15 protein-coding genes are annotated in these 17,984 nt (G+C 46.5%); 7 read left to right on the forward strand and 8 right to left on the reverse strand.

Annotated features, from left to right (window positions below):
• The first annotated feature begins 15 nt into the window (after nucleotides 1–15).
• Together ACRD67_RS01135 and ACRD67_RS01140 are read left to right on the forward strand one after the other, a co-directional pair.
• A complete protein-coding gene (locus tag ACRD67_RS01135) occupies nucleotides 16–1,323 on the forward strand; it encodes a RagB/SusD family nutrient uptake outer membrane protein (RefSeq protein WP_430965141.1) in 1,308 nt (435 codons plus the stop codon).
• A 345-nt stretch (nucleotides 1,324–1,668) separates the two neighbouring features.
• Nucleotides 1,669–2,016 (forward strand): toxin-antitoxin system YwqK family antitoxin, encoded by a 348-nt coding sequence (locus ACRD67_RS01140; RefSeq protein ID WP_430965143.1) that lies wholly within the window; start codon nucleotides 1,669–1,671, stop codon nucleotides 2,014–2,016.
• Nucleotides 2,017–2,253: 237 nt separating this feature from the next.
• On the opposite strand, the gene ACRD67_RS01145 is transcribed toward ACRD67_RS01140, so the two are convergent.
• Genes ACRD67_RS01145 through ACRD67_RS01160 form a run of 4 tightly spaced genes read right to left on the reverse strand, consistent with a single transcriptional unit; the run spans nucleotide 2,254 to nucleotide 8,913 of the window.
• Nucleotides 2,254–5,757: an efflux RND transporter permease subunit gene (locus ACRD67_RS01145; protein WP_430965144.1), complete on the reverse strand. Its 3,504-nt coding sequence runs from the start codon at nucleotides 5,755–5,757 to the stop codon at nucleotides 2,254–2,256.
• Between the two features lie 3 nt (nucleotides 5,758–5,760).
• Nucleotides 5,761–6,933, reverse strand: coding sequence for an efflux RND transporter periplasmic adaptor subunit (locus ACRD67_RS01150; protein WP_430965146.1), 1,173 nt, complete (start codon nucleotides 6,931–6,933; stop codon nucleotides 5,761–5,763).
• 41 nt (nucleotides 6,934–6,974) lie between these two features.
• Nucleotides 6,975–8,306 carry a TolC family protein gene (locus ACRD67_RS01155; RefSeq protein WP_430965147.1) on the reverse strand — a complete coding sequence of 444 codons (1,332 nt, stop codon included), beginning with the start codon at nucleotides 8,304–8,306 and terminating at the stop codon, nucleotides 6,975–6,977.
• Between the two features lies 1 nt (nucleotide 8,307).
• On the reverse strand, nucleotides 8,308–8,913 hold the full coding sequence (locus ACRD67_RS01160) for a TetR/AcrR family transcriptional regulator (protein ID WP_430965149.1): 606 nt from the start codon (nucleotides 8,911–8,913) through the stop codon (nucleotides 8,308–8,310).
• A 398-nt stretch (nucleotides 8,914–9,311) separates the two neighbouring features.
• Between ACRD67_RS01160 and ACRD67_RS01165 the strand changes: the two genes are divergently transcribed.
• Complete coding sequence (locus tag ACRD67_RS01165) at nucleotides 9,312–10,286, forward strand: polyprenyl synthetase family protein (RefSeq protein ID WP_430965151.1); 975 nt, start codon at nucleotides 9,312–9,314, stop codon at nucleotides 10,284–10,286.
• On the opposite strand, the gene ACRD67_RS01170 is transcribed toward ACRD67_RS01165, so the two are convergent.
• The 4 genes from ACRD67_RS01170 to ACRD67_RS01185 form a co-directional block, all read right to left on the reverse strand.
• A complete protein-coding gene (locus tag ACRD67_RS01170) occupies nucleotides 10,283–11,425 on the reverse strand; it encodes a lycopene cyclase family protein (RefSeq protein ID WP_430965153.1) in 1,143 nt (380 codons plus the stop codon). The two genes, ACRD67_RS01165 and ACRD67_RS01170, sit on opposite strands and share 4 nt — an antisense overlap.
• Before the next feature lie 86 nt (nucleotides 11,426–11,511).
• Nucleotides 11,512–12,738: a hypothetical protein gene (locus ACRD67_RS01175; RefSeq protein ID WP_430965155.1), complete on the reverse strand. Its 1,227-nt coding sequence runs from the start codon at nucleotides 12,736–12,738 to the stop codon at nucleotides 11,512–11,514.
• Entirely contained in the window at nucleotides 12,735–13,175 is a 441-nt protein-coding gene (locus tag ACRD67_RS01180; RefSeq protein WP_430965157.1) for a QcrA and Rieske domain-containing protein, read from the reverse strand. The genes ACRD67_RS01175 and ACRD67_RS01180 overlap by 4 nt, the downstream gene beginning before the upstream one ends.
• 1 nt (nucleotide 13,176) lies before the next feature.
• The gene (locus ACRD67_RS01185) at nucleotides 13,177–14,379 is read right to left on the reverse strand and encodes a di-heme oxidoredictase family protein (protein WP_430965159.1); all 1,203 of its coding nucleotides are present in this window, start codon (nucleotides 14,377–14,379) and stop codon (nucleotides 13,177–13,179) included.
• A gap of 93 nt (nucleotides 14,380–14,472) precedes the next feature.
• Between ACRD67_RS01185 and ACRD67_RS01190 the strand changes: the two genes are divergently transcribed.
• From ACRD67_RS01190 to ACRD67_RS01205, 4 genes are all read left to right on the forward strand, one after another.
• A complete protein-coding gene (locus ACRD67_RS01190; RefSeq protein WP_430965161.1) occupies nucleotides 14,473–15,132 on the forward strand; it encodes a metal-dependent transcriptional regulator in 660 nt (219 codons plus the stop codon).
• A complete protein-coding gene (locus ACRD67_RS01195) occupies nucleotides 15,129–15,953 on the forward strand; it encodes a ZIP family metal transporter (RefSeq protein WP_430965162.1) in 825 nt (274 codons plus the stop codon). The genes ACRD67_RS01190 and ACRD67_RS01195 overlap by 4 nt, the downstream gene beginning before the upstream one ends.
• 207 nt (nucleotides 15,954–16,160) lie before the next feature.
• Nucleotides 16,161–17,201 carry a PfkB family carbohydrate kinase gene (locus ACRD67_RS01200; RefSeq protein WP_430965164.1) on the forward strand — a complete coding sequence of 347 codons (1,041 nt, stop codon included), beginning with the start codon at nucleotides 16,161–16,163 and terminating at the stop codon, nucleotides 17,199–17,201.
• A gap of 17 nt (nucleotides 17,202–17,218) precedes the next feature.
• Nucleotides 17,219–17,887 carry a bifunctional 4-hydroxy-2-oxoglutarate aldolase/2-dehydro-3-deoxy-phosphogluconate aldolase gene (locus ACRD67_RS01205; protein ID WP_430965165.1) on the forward strand — a complete coding sequence of 223 codons (669 nt, stop codon included), beginning with the start codon at nucleotides 17,219–17,221 and terminating at the stop codon, nucleotides 17,885–17,887.
• The last annotated feature ends 97 nt before the right edge of the window (nucleotides 17,888–17,984 follow it).

Below are 17,984 nucleotides of genomic sequence, written 5' to 3' on the forward strand. Positions count from 1 at the left end.
AGTAAATAAGAGACTATGAAAACTATTAAGAGTTTAAAACTATTTGGGATAACACTACTGCTGTTCTCGTGTTCCTTGGATGAGGTCACCGACCCCAACCAACCAGGCGTTGACAGTGTAACGAGCAATCCCACGGAAGAAACATTGAACTTTTTGGTTCAGGGACTGGAGTCCAGGGCAATAAATCAACAAGGCGGATTTATTACGGCCACGGGATCCATTGCCAGGGAGTTGTACGATTTTAATGCTTCGGACCCTACCACTACGGCCACACTGATTGGGAAGGACGGGGCTGTGCTAACAGGTTCGGAACCCCAACTGACCGGTGTTATATTTGCCCGATATCAAGCGGTGAAGAACACCGATTTTATTCTAGATGCACTGGCCGATTCTCCTGTTTCCGATGCCAAGAAAAATGGGTATCGGGGCGTAGCATTGACCTTTAGGGCGTTAATGCTCTTGGATGTACTCAACCTGCTGGGCAGCAACGGCGTACGGATCGATATATCGGATCCCGATAACCTAGGCCCGTTCGTAAGCAGGGATGCGGGCTTTCAGGAATTAAGAGATCTTTTGGACCAAGGTTTCACGGCCTTGCAAACCGCAGAGTTTTCCTTTGCATTTTCCTCTGGCTTCGATGGCTTTAATACCCCTGCGACCTTTGCACTATTTAATAGGGCGGTTGCAGCCAAGGTTGCTGTGAACCAGGAAGACTATGCAGGCGCGCTGGCGGCGGTGAACGCTTCTTTTCTCGACCTGGGCGGAGACCTTACGGTAGGACCCAAACGGGTTTATGCCCAAGGGGGAACCGAACTGCTGAACCCTATCTTTAAGGCCCCCCAGCAGAGCGGCGATCAATATGTTGTCCATAATAGATTTATCACCGACATTCAGGCCGGGGACACGCGCATCAATAAATTTAGGCTTAGGGACGATCCTGTGGCAAGGGACGGTTTAAATGGCACCCATGAAATTGCACTGTACGAGAGCGCGACTTCCCCAATTGATCATATCCGAAATGAGGAATTGGTGCTCATTTATGCCGAAGCCAATATCCAGGAAGGTAATCTGGCGGATGCTGTAACCGCATTAAACGTCATCAGGAACGCCTATGGCCTTGCGGATTATGCCGGGGCGGTTGCGGAGCCCGATTTAATAGATGAGATGCTTTATAATCGATCGTATTCGCTGTGGGCCGAAGGCCATGCCATGTTCGATTTACGGCGTTATGACAGACTAAACAGTACCTTTTTGCCCATTGACCGGGCGGGAGACATTGTCCATATTGAATTTCCGATCCCTCCCTTCGAGGTACAACAATAACAGTTGTTGAAGATAGTGTAAACCCCGCTCTAGAGCGGGGTTTCTTGTTTTACAAGGGGTTCATTTCATGAAAGCACACAGGTTCTGTGTATAATTTTCCCCAGCCCTTCGCCTTTACGTCGAATGTTTTGTAAGGACCAAAGTAAGCTCCTACGGATTATTGGATTATAATGCAGAGGGATAGAATTTATCCAAAAAATGTAAGACATTGCTAAACAGCGTATTACAAGATTAATGTAAATTTAATGTAAATTAAATGTTGCTTAAACATTAAAATTTAACAGAATAAACCTATATTTGTTACGTTAATGTTATGTATGTATAAAAATTTAAACCTCAGATTATATGAAGACTTTCGCAATTTTGGCCCTAGGGCTGCTTTCCATAGGACTAAATGCACAGAACATAGCACCCCAGTTCCAGAAGGAAGGGGATAACATCAGGGCGACCTATTTTCATGAAAATGGAAATGTGGCCCAAACCGGATACTTCCTAAACGGAAAGTTGCATGGAAAATGGAAAATGTACAATGCCGAGGGCAAAAAAATAGCTATGGGTAAGTACATCCAAGGCAAGCGTACCGGCAAATGGCTTTTTTGGCAAGGGGATATCCTAAAGGAAGTGAACTATACCGACAGCAAAATTGCAGCGGTCGTTACCAAGGAGAAGGCCAAACGCGTCGTGGTAAACTAGCGAGCCCGTCTTGGGACAAAAAAATATGAGACTCTTCGAAAAGTACTTAGATGTCTGTTCGAGCGCCGTGCCCGAGGCAGGCAGGCTGTCGAGAACTTTGTAGGGTCTTAATTTTAAGACATCTCGACTGCCTGCCCTCCGTACGAGACTTGGGGAGGCGGGCGCTCGATGTGACAACTTTGTTTTTTAATACTTTTCAAACAACCTCTTCCTTGGCTACGGTGCTATCAATCAGGACTAAGCCGCTATATCAATGACCTTTTTTGTTTGCTTATCACCTTTTCGGCTACCCCGGATACGAAGTTTTAATCGGTATACGATATTGAACAGCACGGGAACAATGATTAAGGTCAAAAAGGTGGCTACGATCAGCCCGAATATCACGGTCCAGGCCAGGGGTCCCCAAAAAATCACATTATCGCCCCCGATATAAACCTTGGGATCAAATTGGGAGAAGAGCGAAAAGAAATCGATGTTTAGACCAATGGCCAGCGGGATAAGCCCTAAAACCGTGGTAATGGCGGTAAGGATTACCGGACGCAACCTGGCCTTTCCACTTTTAACGATGACCTCCGTGACCTGTTCCCTGGACAATAATTCATCATCGGACATCCCCAGGGCCACCTTTTTACGGTCGATCAAAATCTGTGTATAATCCAGCAGCACCACTCCGTTGTTCACCACGATTCCCGCCAAGGAAATGATACCCATCATGGTCATCATGATGACAAAGGGCCAGCCGGTAAGGATCAATCCACCAAAGACCCCGATAAAACTCAGGAAAATGGCCATCATAATAATGGCGGGTTTGGAGATGCCCCCAAACTGGAAGATCAAGATCAACATAATGAGGCCCAGTCCCGCAAAGAATGCGCCCATTAGGAACTGCATCTGTTTGTTCTGTTCCTCAATCTGGCCGGTATAGTCGATCTTAACCCCTTGCGGCAGACCTTTGAATTCTTCCATTTCCTTTTGGATCTCGGCCACGATGGCACCGGCATCGGTAAATCCGGGCTGCAGTCCGGAATACACGGTAACCACACGTTTGGTATCCTTATGTTTGATCGCGCTAAAGGAAGAGGTATTGCGCTGGGTAGCCACCGCCGAAACCGGAATTTCCTTGATCTGGCCTGAGGCTTGGTCCCTGAAAATAATATTCTGGTTGAATAGAGCACTTGTATTGTAGCGTAGATCTTCATTGAACCGCACATTGATATCGTAGTCCTCCCCGTCCTTTTTGTAAATACCGGCCTTGTCCCCGAAAAGTGCACGTCGTAATTGTTGGCCTACCTGGCCCACGGCCACGCCGAGTTCTCCGGCTTTTTTACGGTCGACTACCACTTGCATACTGGGTTTCCCTTTGTTGACATCGATCTTCAATTCCTCGATACCGGCAATGCTCTTGCTGTTAAGGAAGTTGCGCATACGTTCCGCCGTATTGATCAGGGTGTCATAGTCTTTGCCCTCTATTTCAATGTTTATGGGATAGCCCGCAGGAGGTCCTACGGCATCCTTTTCCACGGAAACCTCTACACCGGGATAAATGCCCTTAAGGCCATCCTGGATTTCCTTGCGCAAAAGTTCCGTATCCATCCCGTCGCGATATTTATACTCCCGCATAGAGATGGTAATCTTGCCCCTATGGGGCATTTCGGCCGCGGAACCACCTTCGGTAAAGGGATTCTCGGCACCTTTCCCTACCTGGGAAACACTGGATTCTACCAAGAAATTATGGTCTCCACTGAGATAGGGTTCTGCATCGGCTATGGCATATACCCTTTTTTCGATGTCCTTGGTAATCCCGTTCGTCTTTTCAATGGCCGTTCCCTGAGGATATTCTATGTAGACATACACCTCGTTAGGGGTATTGTCAGGGAAAAACTCCACCTTGGTGCGTTGGCTCGCCAAAGACATCCCAAAGAACATAAAAGCACTTATCAATAACAGCACGGTTACCCCAAAATACCAGTAGACATTTCTACCTCGGAGCGCATGTTGTATGCGTCTTTCGTACCAGTTCTCAAATCGGACCAGTGTGTTTTTTTGGAATCGCAACGCCCATTTTTTCAGTAGGTACTTGTATACCCAGAACATAGCGGCCACCAGAAGCATCAAGGTCCCCAAACCGCGCATGGCTCCCCCTACAATCATGATAAAGATTCCGAAACCTCCCAACAGCGCCGTTATGCGGAGCAATTGTTTTAGGGTCAATACCTTTTCGCCCAGTTCCATAAAACTGGAAACCAACATGGAATTCATAAAGATGGCCACAAAGAGGGAGGATCCCAAAACAATGGAGAGTGTAATGGGGAAGAACTTCATGAACTCGCCCATGATTCCCGGCCATAGGCCCAAGGGCACAAAGGCTGCCACTGTGGTGGCCGTGGAAATAATGATCGGGAACGCGATTTCGCCAATCCCTTTTTTGGTGGCCTCCTTACGGGACATGCCTTCTTTCTCCATCAATCGATATACGTTTTCTACCACCACAACCCCGTTGTCTACCAGCATGCCCAGCCCCATGATCAATCCAAAAAGGATCATGGTGTTCAGGGTATAACCTATGGCGGAAATGATCATAAATGACATGAACATGGACATGGGAATGGCGAAGCCCACAAACAAGGCATTTCTAAAGCCTAGGAAAAACATGAGGACCGTGACCACCAGAATAATCCCAAAAATGATATTGTTCACTAGGTCGTCCACTTGGTTCAACGTTCGGCTAGAGGAATCGTTGGCAATGGTAATGGCAAGGTCTTGCGGGAAATAGTTGGCCTTGGCATCCGCTACGATGGCCCGAATCTGGTCGGCGGCCTCGATCATGTTCTTGCCGGAGCGCTTTTTAATATCGAGCATTACCACACTTTGACCCTTTTCCCGGGCATAGGTGGTCTTGTCCTCTTCCTTGAAGGAGACCTGGGCGATGTCCTTTAGGTAGACCGCCCCGTCTTCGGACTTCACCACAAAGTCCTGCAGTTCTTTGGGGTCTTGTATTTCCCCAAGGATACGGATGGTCCTTCTTTGTCCGCTGGTAATCAGGTTGCCCGCCGAAATGGTAGTGTTACCATTGTTGATGGCACTGATGACATCCTCAAAACTCACCTTGGCCGCCATCATCTGATAAATGTCCACCGCCACTTCCACTTCCTTTTCCTGTGCCCCGCGAATGTCCACTTCCTTTATCTGTGGCAGATCCTCAATTTCATCTTCGAGATATTCACCGAACTCCTTCAACCGTTCCACCGGATAATCACCGGTAAGGTTCACGTTCATAATGGGAAAGGACTCGGACAGGTTAAGATCGAACACATTGGGCTCTACCTTTGCGCCGTTGAAAATGGGCCAGTCCTCCCCAGCCTTTTCGCTATCTACCTCGTCCTTTACCTTCTGCTTGGCACCTTCGACCGTAACATCCTCATCGAACTCCACGATGATCATGGAGTAATCTTCCTGGGAGGTAGAGGTAATCTCTACGAGGTTGCTCACGTTCTTGAGCTTGTCCTCCAGGGGGTCGGTGATCAATCGTTCTATATCCTCCGCGGTGTTCCCGGGATAAAGGGTGCTGATGTAGATTTTGGTCTCCTTAACCTCTGGAAAATCTTCCCGTGGCATGGAAAAGTAGGAAGACAACCCTACCAAAAAGAAGATACCGATCATCACATAAATGACCGAAGGATTATCAATGGCCCATGAGGACAGTCGAAATTCCTTATTGGCGTTTTTCTCTTGCTTGCTCATAGCCTATCCTTTTATAATTTTGACTTCTTGCCCGTCCTTTACACTTCTTGCACCCTCGGTAATGATGTTGTCACCATTTTCAATACCCGTAAGTACCTCAACAATATCGCCCTGTGTTTTCCCCGTGGTGATAATGCTCTTGGTAGCAGTGGCAATGGCCTCTTCGCTTTCATCACTGACCACGTAGACGTATTGCTCGCCCTCCGCATTTTCAGAAATTACGCTTTGCGGGATAAGAATGGCGGCTTCCTTGGTATAATCGTTGATCTGCACTTTGGCGGTCAGATTGGGTTTGATTTGGCCCTTGGTATTGGGAACCGGAATTTCTACCCGAAAGGAACGGTTGCTAGGATTGATAAAGTTCCCGGTTTCTCGAATCTTGGTGGTAACACTATCGCCCAATACCGGAAAATAGACCTTTACTTCCCGATCTTTGGTAACACTGCCCAGGTAGCTTTCCGGCACCTCCACATCAATATACATGTTGGACAGGTTTACAATCCTGAAAACTTCAGAACCGGGCCCTGGTGATACCACGGTACCCTGATCCTTTATGACGTCATCGATAATTCCTGAGAAAGGGGCTCTAATGGACGACTTGGCCAATTGGCTCTGTAATTGTTTTACGGTATTGCCCTGAGCTTCATAGTCTGCCTTGGCCTGTAGGTACTGGATTTCTGAGCCTATTTTTTGTTCCCATAATCTTTTTTGACGTTCAAAAGTGGTCTTTGCCAGGGCGGCCTGGGTCTTCAACTGTTGTAACTGACTGGTCATTCCGCCATCGTCAATGCTCGCCAAAAGCTGTCCTTTTCGTACGCTTTGCCCTTCCGTAACATAAACGCGCAAGAGCGTTCCCGCCATTTCCGGATAGATGAGCACGTTCTGCTTGGTCATTACATCGCCTTGCAGTTCCAGGTAATGGTTAAACTTCTGGGTCTTTGCCTCGATGGTGCTGACCAAGGGCAATTTTTTGTTCTTGTCCTTTGAACTGATGACCGAATCCAATAATCTGATTTCATTTTCGAGCACTTTTTGCCTTTCTGAAATCTCAGCCTTTTTTTCCCTCAACGCCTCAAGGTTGCCCTCCGTAATAAGGCTGTCCACAGATTTTTGATCGCTGCTTCCACAGGAGGAAAGGACGATGGCTGTGACGAAGAAATACACAATTTTTTTCATAATGGGTTTTTTACGTGTTGATGTCGCTTTATGTTGATGTTTTAGTTGTTCAAAATGGTTTCCACCTCTGTTTTTCTATTGATCACGTCTACCATGGATTGTAGGTACTCCTGTTGTGTGGAATACAGTTGTGTCTGTGCCTGTCTAAGCTCAAAACTGGTGGCGATACCTTCAAAATATTTGATCTGGTTCTTTTTCTCGATACGTTCGGCCAGATCCAGGTTGGCCTTTGCCGTTTCGTATTGTTCAATGGACAGGGTATAATCGCTTTTGGCCCTTTCCAATTGCAGGCGAATACTTTCGGTAGCTTCCGAAAGCTGTGTCTTGGCCTGCTCCAGGGCAATTTTGGCCCGTTGGGTACTGGCACTTCTTCCCAAGGAACTAAAAATGGGAATTTTAAGATCGAAACCTAGTACCGAAGACTCGAACCAGGTTTGGTTGCTTAAAAAATCAAAATTGTCGCTAAAGGCCGATGCCCCGTAGTTTACAAAGGCATTCAGTGTGGGCAAGGCTCGACTCTTGGCCAGCTTTAGTTCAAAAAACCTTTGTTCATTTAGGTTATAGGCCAATTTATAGTCCACATTGTTCTCTATGTTCAAGGTGGTGTCCAAGAGTCCCAAATCGATCTGTTGTTGTGCCAGGGCGTCCAAATTTTCAATGGGTTCTGTGGGCGAGTCAATGGGCAGTCCCATGACCAGGTTCAACATTTGCCGGGTAATCCCTTTTAAGCGAATACCATTTTTTAGCTGATTGTCTATTTGGGACAGCGTAATCTGTAATTGTTCAACGCTCTCTTCGTCCCCAAGACCGTTTTCAAATATTTTTTGCGTTTCAAAAAGGTTTTTTTCCAAGGTGGCCTTGTTGTTTTCCAGAATGGCCACGTTCTCCTTGGCGAGCAGCACATTGCCATATGCTTCTACCACGGCCAATCGTACATCTTGATCGGTCTTTTCCTTGTTATTGGCGCTGAAACTTATAAAGGCTCTGGTGGCTTGGACCCCAACAATATAGGACCCGTCGAATATCTGCTGCCTTAAAGTGGCGGTTGCGGTAGCCTGCTGTGCCTGTCCGAAAACCACCTCTTGAAAGGTACCCGGTTCCCCACCGAAAAATTCCGCCGGAATCTGCGTTACCGGTTGTTTCAACTGGTTCTGATAGTTAATGGTTCCCTCTATCTGAGGCAATCCTGAAGCGATGGTTTCCCACTTTTGCTTTTGGGCATCTATCAACTCCCGATTTGCATTAATAGCGCTATAATTGTTTTCCAGGGCATAGGCAATGGCCTCCTCCAAGGTAAACGTGCGTGGTGGCTCCTGAGTATATCCTAAGGTACCCAACACTAATGAAAAGCAAATGAAAAAAAAGTTTCTCATGTTATTCCTGGTTTGAATTGATGATCGAGTTTAAAATTTTCCTTCCCTTTGGCGTAACGATTCCGCGAAGGTGGTATTCCAAAAAGTAATCCTGCAACTTCGCGATGGGAAAGGTATTTACTGGGAAAAGCCGGTAATCCTTTATGCTTATGGCACCCGAAAAATAGATTCGCGACACGAAGTCGATATTGAGGTTCTCCCTATAGATGCCCAGTTCTATTCCTCTTTTAACGTTGTCCTTGACACAATCCTGCATCACCTCATATTGCTTGTCCCTCAGGGTCTCATAAATTTTGGGGTAATACTTTTGTAACTGATACTGGGGAGAGGATTTTTCGTTCTTTAAATGCAGCATAACGAACTTCTTTATTTCGTATAGCTCCTCTATGGGATTTTTTTTAAGCGCCGATATATGGTCAATGCCGTGCGAGATAAGAAAAAAAAGATGCATGGTACTTTCCTCCACCAATCTGGTCTTGTTCTCAAAGTGGGCGTAGATCGTTTTTTTGGAAATGCCCATTTCGTTGGCCAGATCGTCCATGGTAACGCTTTTGAACCCGAGGTTCAAAAAAAGGTCCGTGGCTTTTTCCAGGATTTTTTCTTTCATCTGGTCATATTTATATGCTTTATCGGTCATACCTGCCCTACGGCAGGCCGGTGTAATTCGCCAACCATCATTTGGATTGGTTTCCAAAATTGGTACGGCTCATTTCATAAAGGCACAAATATAACGATGGAAACTTTAAAAACATTTAAAGTTTCCAAGGTTTTACATTTTTTTAACTATTTATCCATCTTTGGTTAAGCTTTTGAACCCTATAGCCGGGAACAAAAGTAGGCGCCTGGTCTTTTTTGCTAAAAGGAAAACAGGCTGATTGTCGAAACAAGCCCTGAACTGTTGTTTACGGCAGTTGGAACATCCTTGGAATTACCGGGCCCGGATATCTGAACGGGATATCCCGCAAATCCTGGGAATTACCCTATTTTTGAAAAAATTTGTTTTAAATGTATACCGCCGAACAGTACCGTGAGGAATTTGTTTCCTATTTGGAATCCCGTATCAAACCACGAGAGCCGAGCAACCTTTACGCCCCCATTTCCTATATTTTGGGCTTGGGAGGTAAACGCCTGAGGCCGGTGCTTACCCTAATGACCGCCGAGGTCTTCGGAGCGGATAGCAGTAAAGCGTTGAACGCCGCGCTGGCCGTTGAGATTTTTCACAATTTTTCCTTGGTGCACGATGATATCATGGATGCCGCACCCCTAAGAAGGGGCCAGATGACCGTCCATGAGAAATGGGATCTCAATACAGGGATTTTATCCGGTGATGCGATGCTCATCCTGGCCTATCAGCTTTTCGAGTCCTATGATGACCTTACCTTTAGATCATTGGCCCAATTATTCAGTAAAACCGCTTTGGAAGTATGCGAGGGGCAGCAATACGATATTGACTTTGCCAGCCGTAACGATGTCACCATCGCCGAGTACTTAAAAATGATATCATATAAAACGGCCGTCTTGGTTGCTGCGGCCATGAAGATGGGCGCCATCATTGCCGGGGCCAGCGGGAAATCGCAACAGGGCATCTACATCTTTGGCCTAAATCTGGGCATAGCTTTTCAATTGCAGGATGATTATCTGGACGTTTTTGGGGATCCAAAGGCATTTGGAAAACAGCTCGGGGGCGATATTATTGAAAACAAAAAGACCTTTTTATTTTTGAAGGCCCTGGAACTGGCCACGGTTGGACAAAAGGAACAATTGCAGCAGCTTTTTGTCACCCAGCCCCAGGATCCCTTGCATAAGGTGCAGATGGTGAAGGCTATATTTAGGGACAGTGGTGCCGCCCGGCGGACCAAAGAGGAAATCGCGACCTACACGGAAAAGGCATTTTCCATTTTGGAAGTGTTGGAGATTGCCCAGGCCAATAAAGATTCGCTTCGTGCGTTCGGGGAACAGTTGATGGGGAGGGAGGTCTAGAATAAACGTCTGAACAAGGCCTTGATAAACGCCCAGGTCGGTGCCGCGGAAATTACCCGCAACTCTTCCCCTAGATGGGTTTCCTCATCCAGAAACTTAAAGATCTGTTGGGGGGTCCTTTTCTTGAAAAGCGATTCGAAAACGAGTCGCCCCTGGCCGTTATCGTGGTGCAGTACATCCAATAATATCAGGTCGTAGTACCAGAAACGGGCTTTCTTGCCAAAGGTATCCAAGGATTTCCCCGCTTTAAGATGTGCCACGAGTTGTGTGGTTTTTTTATAGGTGTTTCTAAAGGTATAACCCGTGCTGGCTTTGCTCCACCCCCCGGCCGTACCTATCGGGAGCATATTTTGGGTACGCCCTGCAGCAAAATCATAACAACTCATAGGAATACTTCCCTTTTCCCTAAAAAGCACCTCGTAGGAAGTGCAGTGTAGGGTTTCCCTTAAGTAGGTTTCAATGGCCTGTCCGTATTCCTTGTTTGGCAATAGTTGTTCGGAAAAAAGGGTATATTCCACCAGCGCCTCCGTAGCGCTAAAGGGCAGCAGATACATAAATCGGGTATTGCCCTTTTGGGGCACGGAAAAATCCATGAAGGTGGCGCGGTCTTCGGTAAAAATTGGCTGTTTGGCCTTTACGAACCAGCCTTCAAAATGTTGCTGCAGTACAGGGAATTTTGATTGTTCCCCAAGGCGGCTAAAATCAAGAATGCTGTTAAAGACCTTGGTACCCACATAGGTATTATCTTCGGTGTGTACACGAACCCTGGACGAAACCTCTTCCACTTGGGTAACCGTTTCCTGTGCAAAGCGGAGGTTGGGGTACGATCCAATACGTTCCAAATGCGCCCTATAGAAATCCACACCTCTCAGCATTTTGTAGACATAGGGTTTTATGGCTAAGGTTTTGTGAAAATCCTTCCCGCCAAAATTTATATGATCCCAGGTTGCATATAGGATGTCATCAAAAGGGCCCCTTTCTTTTTCCCAAAAGCACCAGGTACGATCATTGGTCCGTTTCGCGTCTTTGTCCAGGAGCAGAATCGATTTTTGGGCAAAAAAGGGATCGCTTCCCAGGGCATCGGCCAGCATAAGTCCGGCAGCTCCCGCTCCGATAATGATGTAATCATAGGTCTCCATAGGGCAAAACTGGCACACAAGATAAACAAGAAGGGAATACCAAGGCGGTTAAACAATGGGATATTTTATGAAAGAACCGTAGAATTTCAGAAATAGGTGGAAAGCCCAAAGATAAAGCCTCCGGTAACCGCTGGGGGATTGCCCAACAAATCGCGTTCTTCGGAATGTCTATAGTTTAACCTTATCACGGTTTGCGGAGTGGGTCTAAAACTTATGGCGGGCATGATATTCCAAATATCCTGAGCTATGTTTCCACCGGTTTCATCAAAGGACCCTACGTTCCAATCCACATATTCCAATCGTAGCGCCAAATTCACCACCGCCTTTTCCCAACCGAATATTTTCTTTTTTAGAATAGGCTGAACAATGTCCATAAAGCCACCATGCTGCTTGTCCCCGAACTGTTGGGTAAAGGTATCCGGGACATCTACATCTATGAAGGTCCATTCCCCGGTAATAAATGTATTAAGCCGCGGCAGTGTTGTATTAAAGTCGATCGCGAATACGTTCAATCTTCTTTTTTCGTCCAATACGATGCCGTCAGCCTCAAAGGTATTATAGGTTCCGCCCATATAGGAAAGCCCCACTTCCCCTATGGCATTGTTGCGCAATGCAATTTTCCCGGTAAAGAGGGTATTGCCTTCCTCGAACCGTTCCGCGTTTTCCTTGGAGGCGGGCAAAAAGGTCCGGTTTTCGGGATTGTCAATTATGGAATCGTCAAAACCTCCGGTGACATAGGCTTCATAGCCAAACATCCAAGCTTCGGAATGGTATTTTCCATAAAGCCCAAAACCAGGAGTGCTCCATGTTGCCGGTAACAACTGCGTTGCGGAGATGGGTCTATCGGTAAATTCCCATTTTGGCCCATCATGGTTCTGATTAAACGCCCCGATAGGATTAAGAATGATACCTCCCCTTAAATTGAGTAGGGGATGGAATTCCAAGTCCAAGGAAGCAAATTCAATAGCTACTTCCCTGCCCCCTTCCTCGAATTCCACCTCTGTAAGGAATTTTAACCTTCTTGAAATCGTGGAAGCTACAAAAAGCGTAAGTCTTCTTGCTTGGAACTGATGCCCTTCGCTAACCCCATCGGTACCAAGTCGCTGCCAGTTTACTTCCATGTACCCACCAAGGGATACAGGTAACTTCCCAACATCCAAAAAAGGACGATTGTAGGGCGCATCCATGTTCAACGTTTGTTGCAAGGTGTCTACCGGCCTCCTTTTTAGGAGCGTACTGTCTATTTGACCAAAGGATAGGTGACCAAAAAAAAGGATACAAACAAATATTGGCGATACATCTCTTAAGCTCATGTAAGCAGAATTTTTAGTTGGTCATTGGTTATTTTAACCGGGAAGGTCCTTAGATTCTCACTTGCCGGTCCGTTGGTCACATTTCCCTTATTGCCAAATTCACTTCCATGTGCCGGGCATTGTAGTTTGTCTCCGAAGACCTGAAGCTCGGTTCCTTGATGGGTGCAGCGCATCAACAAAGCCCTGTAATCGTTTTCGGTAAGGCGATAAACACAAATGGGATATTGCAATTTTTCATTTTGTACTATAAGGTAAGACCTATACCTTTTTTGATCGGTCTTTACGAGCTCGAATTCCGATAAGGGGATTAGCAAACCTTCATCCGATATGGGAATGTTCACCACTTTGGAAGCTGCGCACCCCTGTACCAAAAGCCCAAAGGCAGAAAACCCCAAACAGCCAATGGAACAAGTTTTGATAAATTCCTTTCTTTCCATTTTAAAGTGATTTTAAAAATCTGATCAAGGCTTCTTTTTCGGTTTCCGAGAGGTTTTCATATTGTTGTCTGCTATTGGCGGCTTCCCCCCCGTGCATCAGTATGGCCTCTTCAATGCTGCGAGCCCTGCCGTCGTGCATTAGAAAAAATTGCTCTCCTTGCGAATTTGGAGAGAGCCCAAGGCCCCAGAGTGGTGGGGTTCTCCATTCAGACGTTTCTGCACTACCTTCGGTATACCCATCGTCCAGGTCGGGGCCCATATCGTGTAAAAGCAGGTCCGTATAGGGATGAAAGTTCACTTCGGAAAGCACTTGAACAGGGGAGAACCCTGTTCTTAAAGTAGGTTTGTGACATGCGGCACAATTGATCTGCCCAAACAAATTCTGTCCCTGAACCACTTCGTCATCGTTTTGATCACGCTGAATGGGCGCTTTTAGTGTCTGAAGATAGAAAACCACATCGTTGACCGTGTTTTGATCAACTTCGGGCTCTATTTCCTGTCCGGAAAAAACATCGATTGGATTTTGGATCGAGGTAATACCGATATCCTGATTGTAGGCATTGATGGTTTGATGCAGTAAATTGTAGGCAGCGGCTTTTTTGCCAAATCGATGAATGTATTTTCCATCTTGCGCAATGGCATTGGGGAACAGCGTTACAAAGGAGGGGGGTTCTATCCAATTGGGAACCCCTGAAATCCCGTCGTTGTCCTCGTCATCCGGGTCTGCCATGGCAAGAATATCCTCATCAGAAACCAATTCCAAAAACCCAAGACCTGTAATGGCCGGAGGAGTGAAATTGGAAAAAGTGGCTCCGGGAGGAATATTTTCTGGTTCAAATCCGGGAATGGCCCTATTTTGCAGCTGTGGCCCCCCTTGATTTAGGAAGGCGTTTGCACCAGGTTCCGATTGACCAAAGCGAGTAAGCGTAGTAAAGGGATGGCCCTTGCCATCCCCAATGTGACAACTTGCACAACTGGTTGCCACAAATATGGGTCCCAATCCACTGTCAGAGGTAAACACCTCATCATTAAAGGCAATATCCCCATCCAAAAATTGTTTGGACTGGGCATTTGTAAGTCCCTCCAAGGGCCCATCGAGCAATTGGTCTTCCTCTGGGCCTTGCGGTTCAAGATGATCACAGGAAACCAGTAAAGTGAAAATACCTAGGACAAGACATAGAAAGGAAGCAAGCTCTTTTTTCATCACACAATTAGTATATACTAAAAATTAATTTTAGACAAAGCTAAAAATTTGTTTTTACAAATAAAAATGTATTTTTGTGAAAATTTTATTTTAATGACCCATTCCGAGGAAAATTACTTGAAAACCATCTTCCACTTGGGAAGGAATGGGAAGGGGCCCGTCTCCACCAATGCCATAGCGGAGCAGATGGAAACCAAGCCCTCTTCGGTAACCGATATGGTAAAAAAATTATCGGATAAAGGACTGGTCAATTATAAAAAATATCAAGGGGTTTCCCTTACTCCCGTCGGAACCAAAACCGCATTGTCCATAATAAGAAAGCATCGTCTTTGGGAGGTCTTTTTGGTAAAAAAGCTCCATTTTACTTGGGATGAGGTCCATGAAGTGGCCGAACAATTGGAGCATATCAAAAGCGAAAAGTTGATCGATCAACTCGATGAACTTTTGGAGTTCCCCAAATTTGACCCTCACGGAGATCCCATTCCCACTAAAAATGGGGAATTTACGGAACCCAAAAAGCAATTGTTGAGCCAATTGCCCATTTCTTCTCAAGGGGTTTGTGTAGGCGTCAAGGATTCTTCCGCTACCTTTTTAAAGTTCCTGGATCGCAACAAGATCGCCTTGGGCAATCTCATCGAGATTATGGACAAGGAGGAATTTGATGACTCCCTGCATATTAAAGTAGACGGGGAAAAAATGCATATTTCCCATCAGATAGCTTCCAACTTATATGTAAAACCCAACGAATTATGATCGATCAAGTAATTGCGTATTTTGAATCTATAAACCCCATTCTTGCGGCATTTTATGCCACCCTGTTTACCTGGGGCCTTACCGCCGCCGGGGCAGCACTGGTATTTTTCTTCAAGAGCATGAACCGGGCAGTATTGGATGGCATGCTGGGCTTTACCGGCGGGGTCATGGTGGCGGCGAGTTTTTGGAGCCTTTTGGCCCCGGGCATAGAAATGAGTCCGGGCGAAGGTTTTGAGAAGGTGGTTCCAGCAGCTATTGGTTTTTTATTGGGCGCCATTTTCCTGTATGGCCTGGATAAGGTACTGCCCCACTTACATATCAATTTTAAGGAAAGTCAGAAGGAGGGGATAAAAACGCCTTGGCACAGAACTACACTGCTTACCTTGGCCATCACCTTGCACAACATTCCCGAAGGATTGGCGGTAGGGGTACTTTTTGGTGGCGTTGCGGCAGGTTTTGATGGGGCCACCATAGGCGGGGCCGTTGCCCTGGCCTTGGGAATTGGTCTTCAAAATTTCCCGGAGGGATTTGCTGTGGCCATGCCCTTGCGCAGGCAGGGCCTGAGCAGAAGAAAAAGTTTTATGTATGGCCAGGCCTCTGCTCTTGTAGAACCTATAGCGGCCGTATTGGGTGCCTGGGCCGTACTTACCTTTCAACCCATATTGCCCTATGCACTGTCCTTTGCTGCTGGGGCCATGATCTTTGTAGTGGTAGAGGAGGTTATCCCGGAGACTCAACAGGATAAGTATACGGATATCGCGACCATGGGCTTTATAGGTGGCTTTATCATCATGATGTCCCTGGATGTTGGCTTAGGGTAGTCTTTTATTTCCCATTCCCAACCCCATTATTTGTACGTAGGAAAATCTGTGTGTACCTTAGCGAACCTTGGTGATCAACCAGGGTTTTTGGCCATTGAAAAGAGCTTGAACCATTTTAGCAGCGCAGCATCCGGACCAAGACCATTTTAGTGGCTTTCCCCGGAAAGCAACAATACAAGGACAACCATAGCTCAATTATAAAATCAAATGAAGAAAGTAGTAACGTTTGGGGAGATCATGCTCCGGTTGGCACCTCCTGGATTTTTAAGGTTCTCACAGGCAAACAGTTTTGATGTAGTGTACGGCGGAGGCGAATCCAATGTGGCGGTTTCCCTGGCCAATTATGGAGTCCCTGTGGATTTTGTGACACGCCTGCCCGATAATGATATGGGTCAGTGTGCCCTTATGGAAATGAGGAAACAGGGCGTAAATACGCAAAACATCATTTTTGGAGGGGACCGATTGGGCATTTATTTCCTGGAGACCGGAGCGGTAAGTCGTGGAAGCAAGGTAGTGTACGATAGGGCACATTCCGCCATGTCCGAAATTCAACCGGGAATGATCAATTGGCAAAAGATCTTTGAAGGGGCTACATGGTTCCATTGGACAGGGATTACCCCCGCTATTTCCCAAGGCGCCGCAGATACATGTTTGGAAGCGGTAAAAGTGGCCCGTTCCATGGGGATTACGATTTCGACCGACCTTAATTATCGTGCCAAATTATGGAAATATGGGGTGGAACCCGAAGCCATTATGACGGAACTTACCTCCTACTGCGATATCATTTTGGGAAATGAGGAAGATGCGGAAAAACACTTCGGGATCAAACCGGAGGGGCTGGATATTACCACCCAAGGGGAACACGTTAAGGCAGAGGCCTTTCTTTCGGTATGTCAGCAAATGATGAAGAAGTTTCCGAACGCAAAAAAAGTCATTACTACCTTAAGAGGATCTATTTCTGCATCGCATAATACCTGGGCAGGTGTGCTTTACGATGGAAAGACCCTGTACAAATCACCGGAATACCAGATAACGGACATTGTAGATCGCGTTGGCGGGGGAGATTCCTTTATGGGCGGATTAATATATGGCCTGCTGCACTATCCAAAAGATGATCAGCACGCCTTGAATTTCGCCGTTGCGGCTTCCTGTCTAAAGCATACCATAAAGGGCGATGCCAACTTGGTGACCGTTGCAGAGGTGGAGAAGTTGATGGGAGGGGATGCCTCAGGGAGAGTCGCGAGATAACATTTAAAAATAAGCACATGGCACAGTATTCGAGAATTGAAGTAGCTACCCTGATGCGGGAAAGCGGTATGGTCCCTTTATTTTACCATAGCGATATTGAACTGGGGAAAAAGGTGATCAAGGCTTGCTATAATGGTGGCGCCAGACTTATGGAATTTACGGCACGTGGTGATTTTGCCTATGAAGTATTTCTAGCGCTGAACAAATACGCCCTAAAGGAATTGCCGGGAATGGTAATGGGCGTAGGCTCCATAACCGATGCGGCCGCGGCTTCCCTGTTCATGCAAATGGGCGCTAATTTTATCGTAACACCATCGCTTCGCGAGGATATCGCTACGATTTGCAATCGGAGAAAAGTACTCTGGTCTCCGGGCTGTGGATCCCTTACCGAGATCAACAGGGCAGAGGAACTGGGTTGTGAGATTGTAAAGTTGTTCCCCGGGTCTACCTATGGGCCTGGATTTGTAAAGGCCGTTAAAGGACCGCAGCCTTGGACCAGCATCATGCCAACGGGTGGGGTGAGCACGGAAGCAAGCAACCTGAAAGCTTGGTTCGATGCCGGGGTCACTTGCGTGGGTATGGGATCCAAACTGATCAGCAAGGAACTTTTGGCAAGCGAAGATTTTGCCGGACTGGAAGGCACGGTAAAGGACACCCTGGCCCTGATCAAAAAGCTTCGTACATAATTGGCAGCAGCATTTAAAGATTAGCACTGGGCCAAATAGTCTTTTTGTTTTCTTGTTAGACTGTGGGCAATTATCTAAGTTTAGGGAATGATTCAAA

The organism is Eudoraea algarum (genome assembly GCF_050589645.1).
In the GTDB taxonomy this organism is placed as follows: Bacteria; Bacteroidota; Bacteroidia; order Flavobacteriales; family Flavobacteriaceae; genus JBNGOQ01.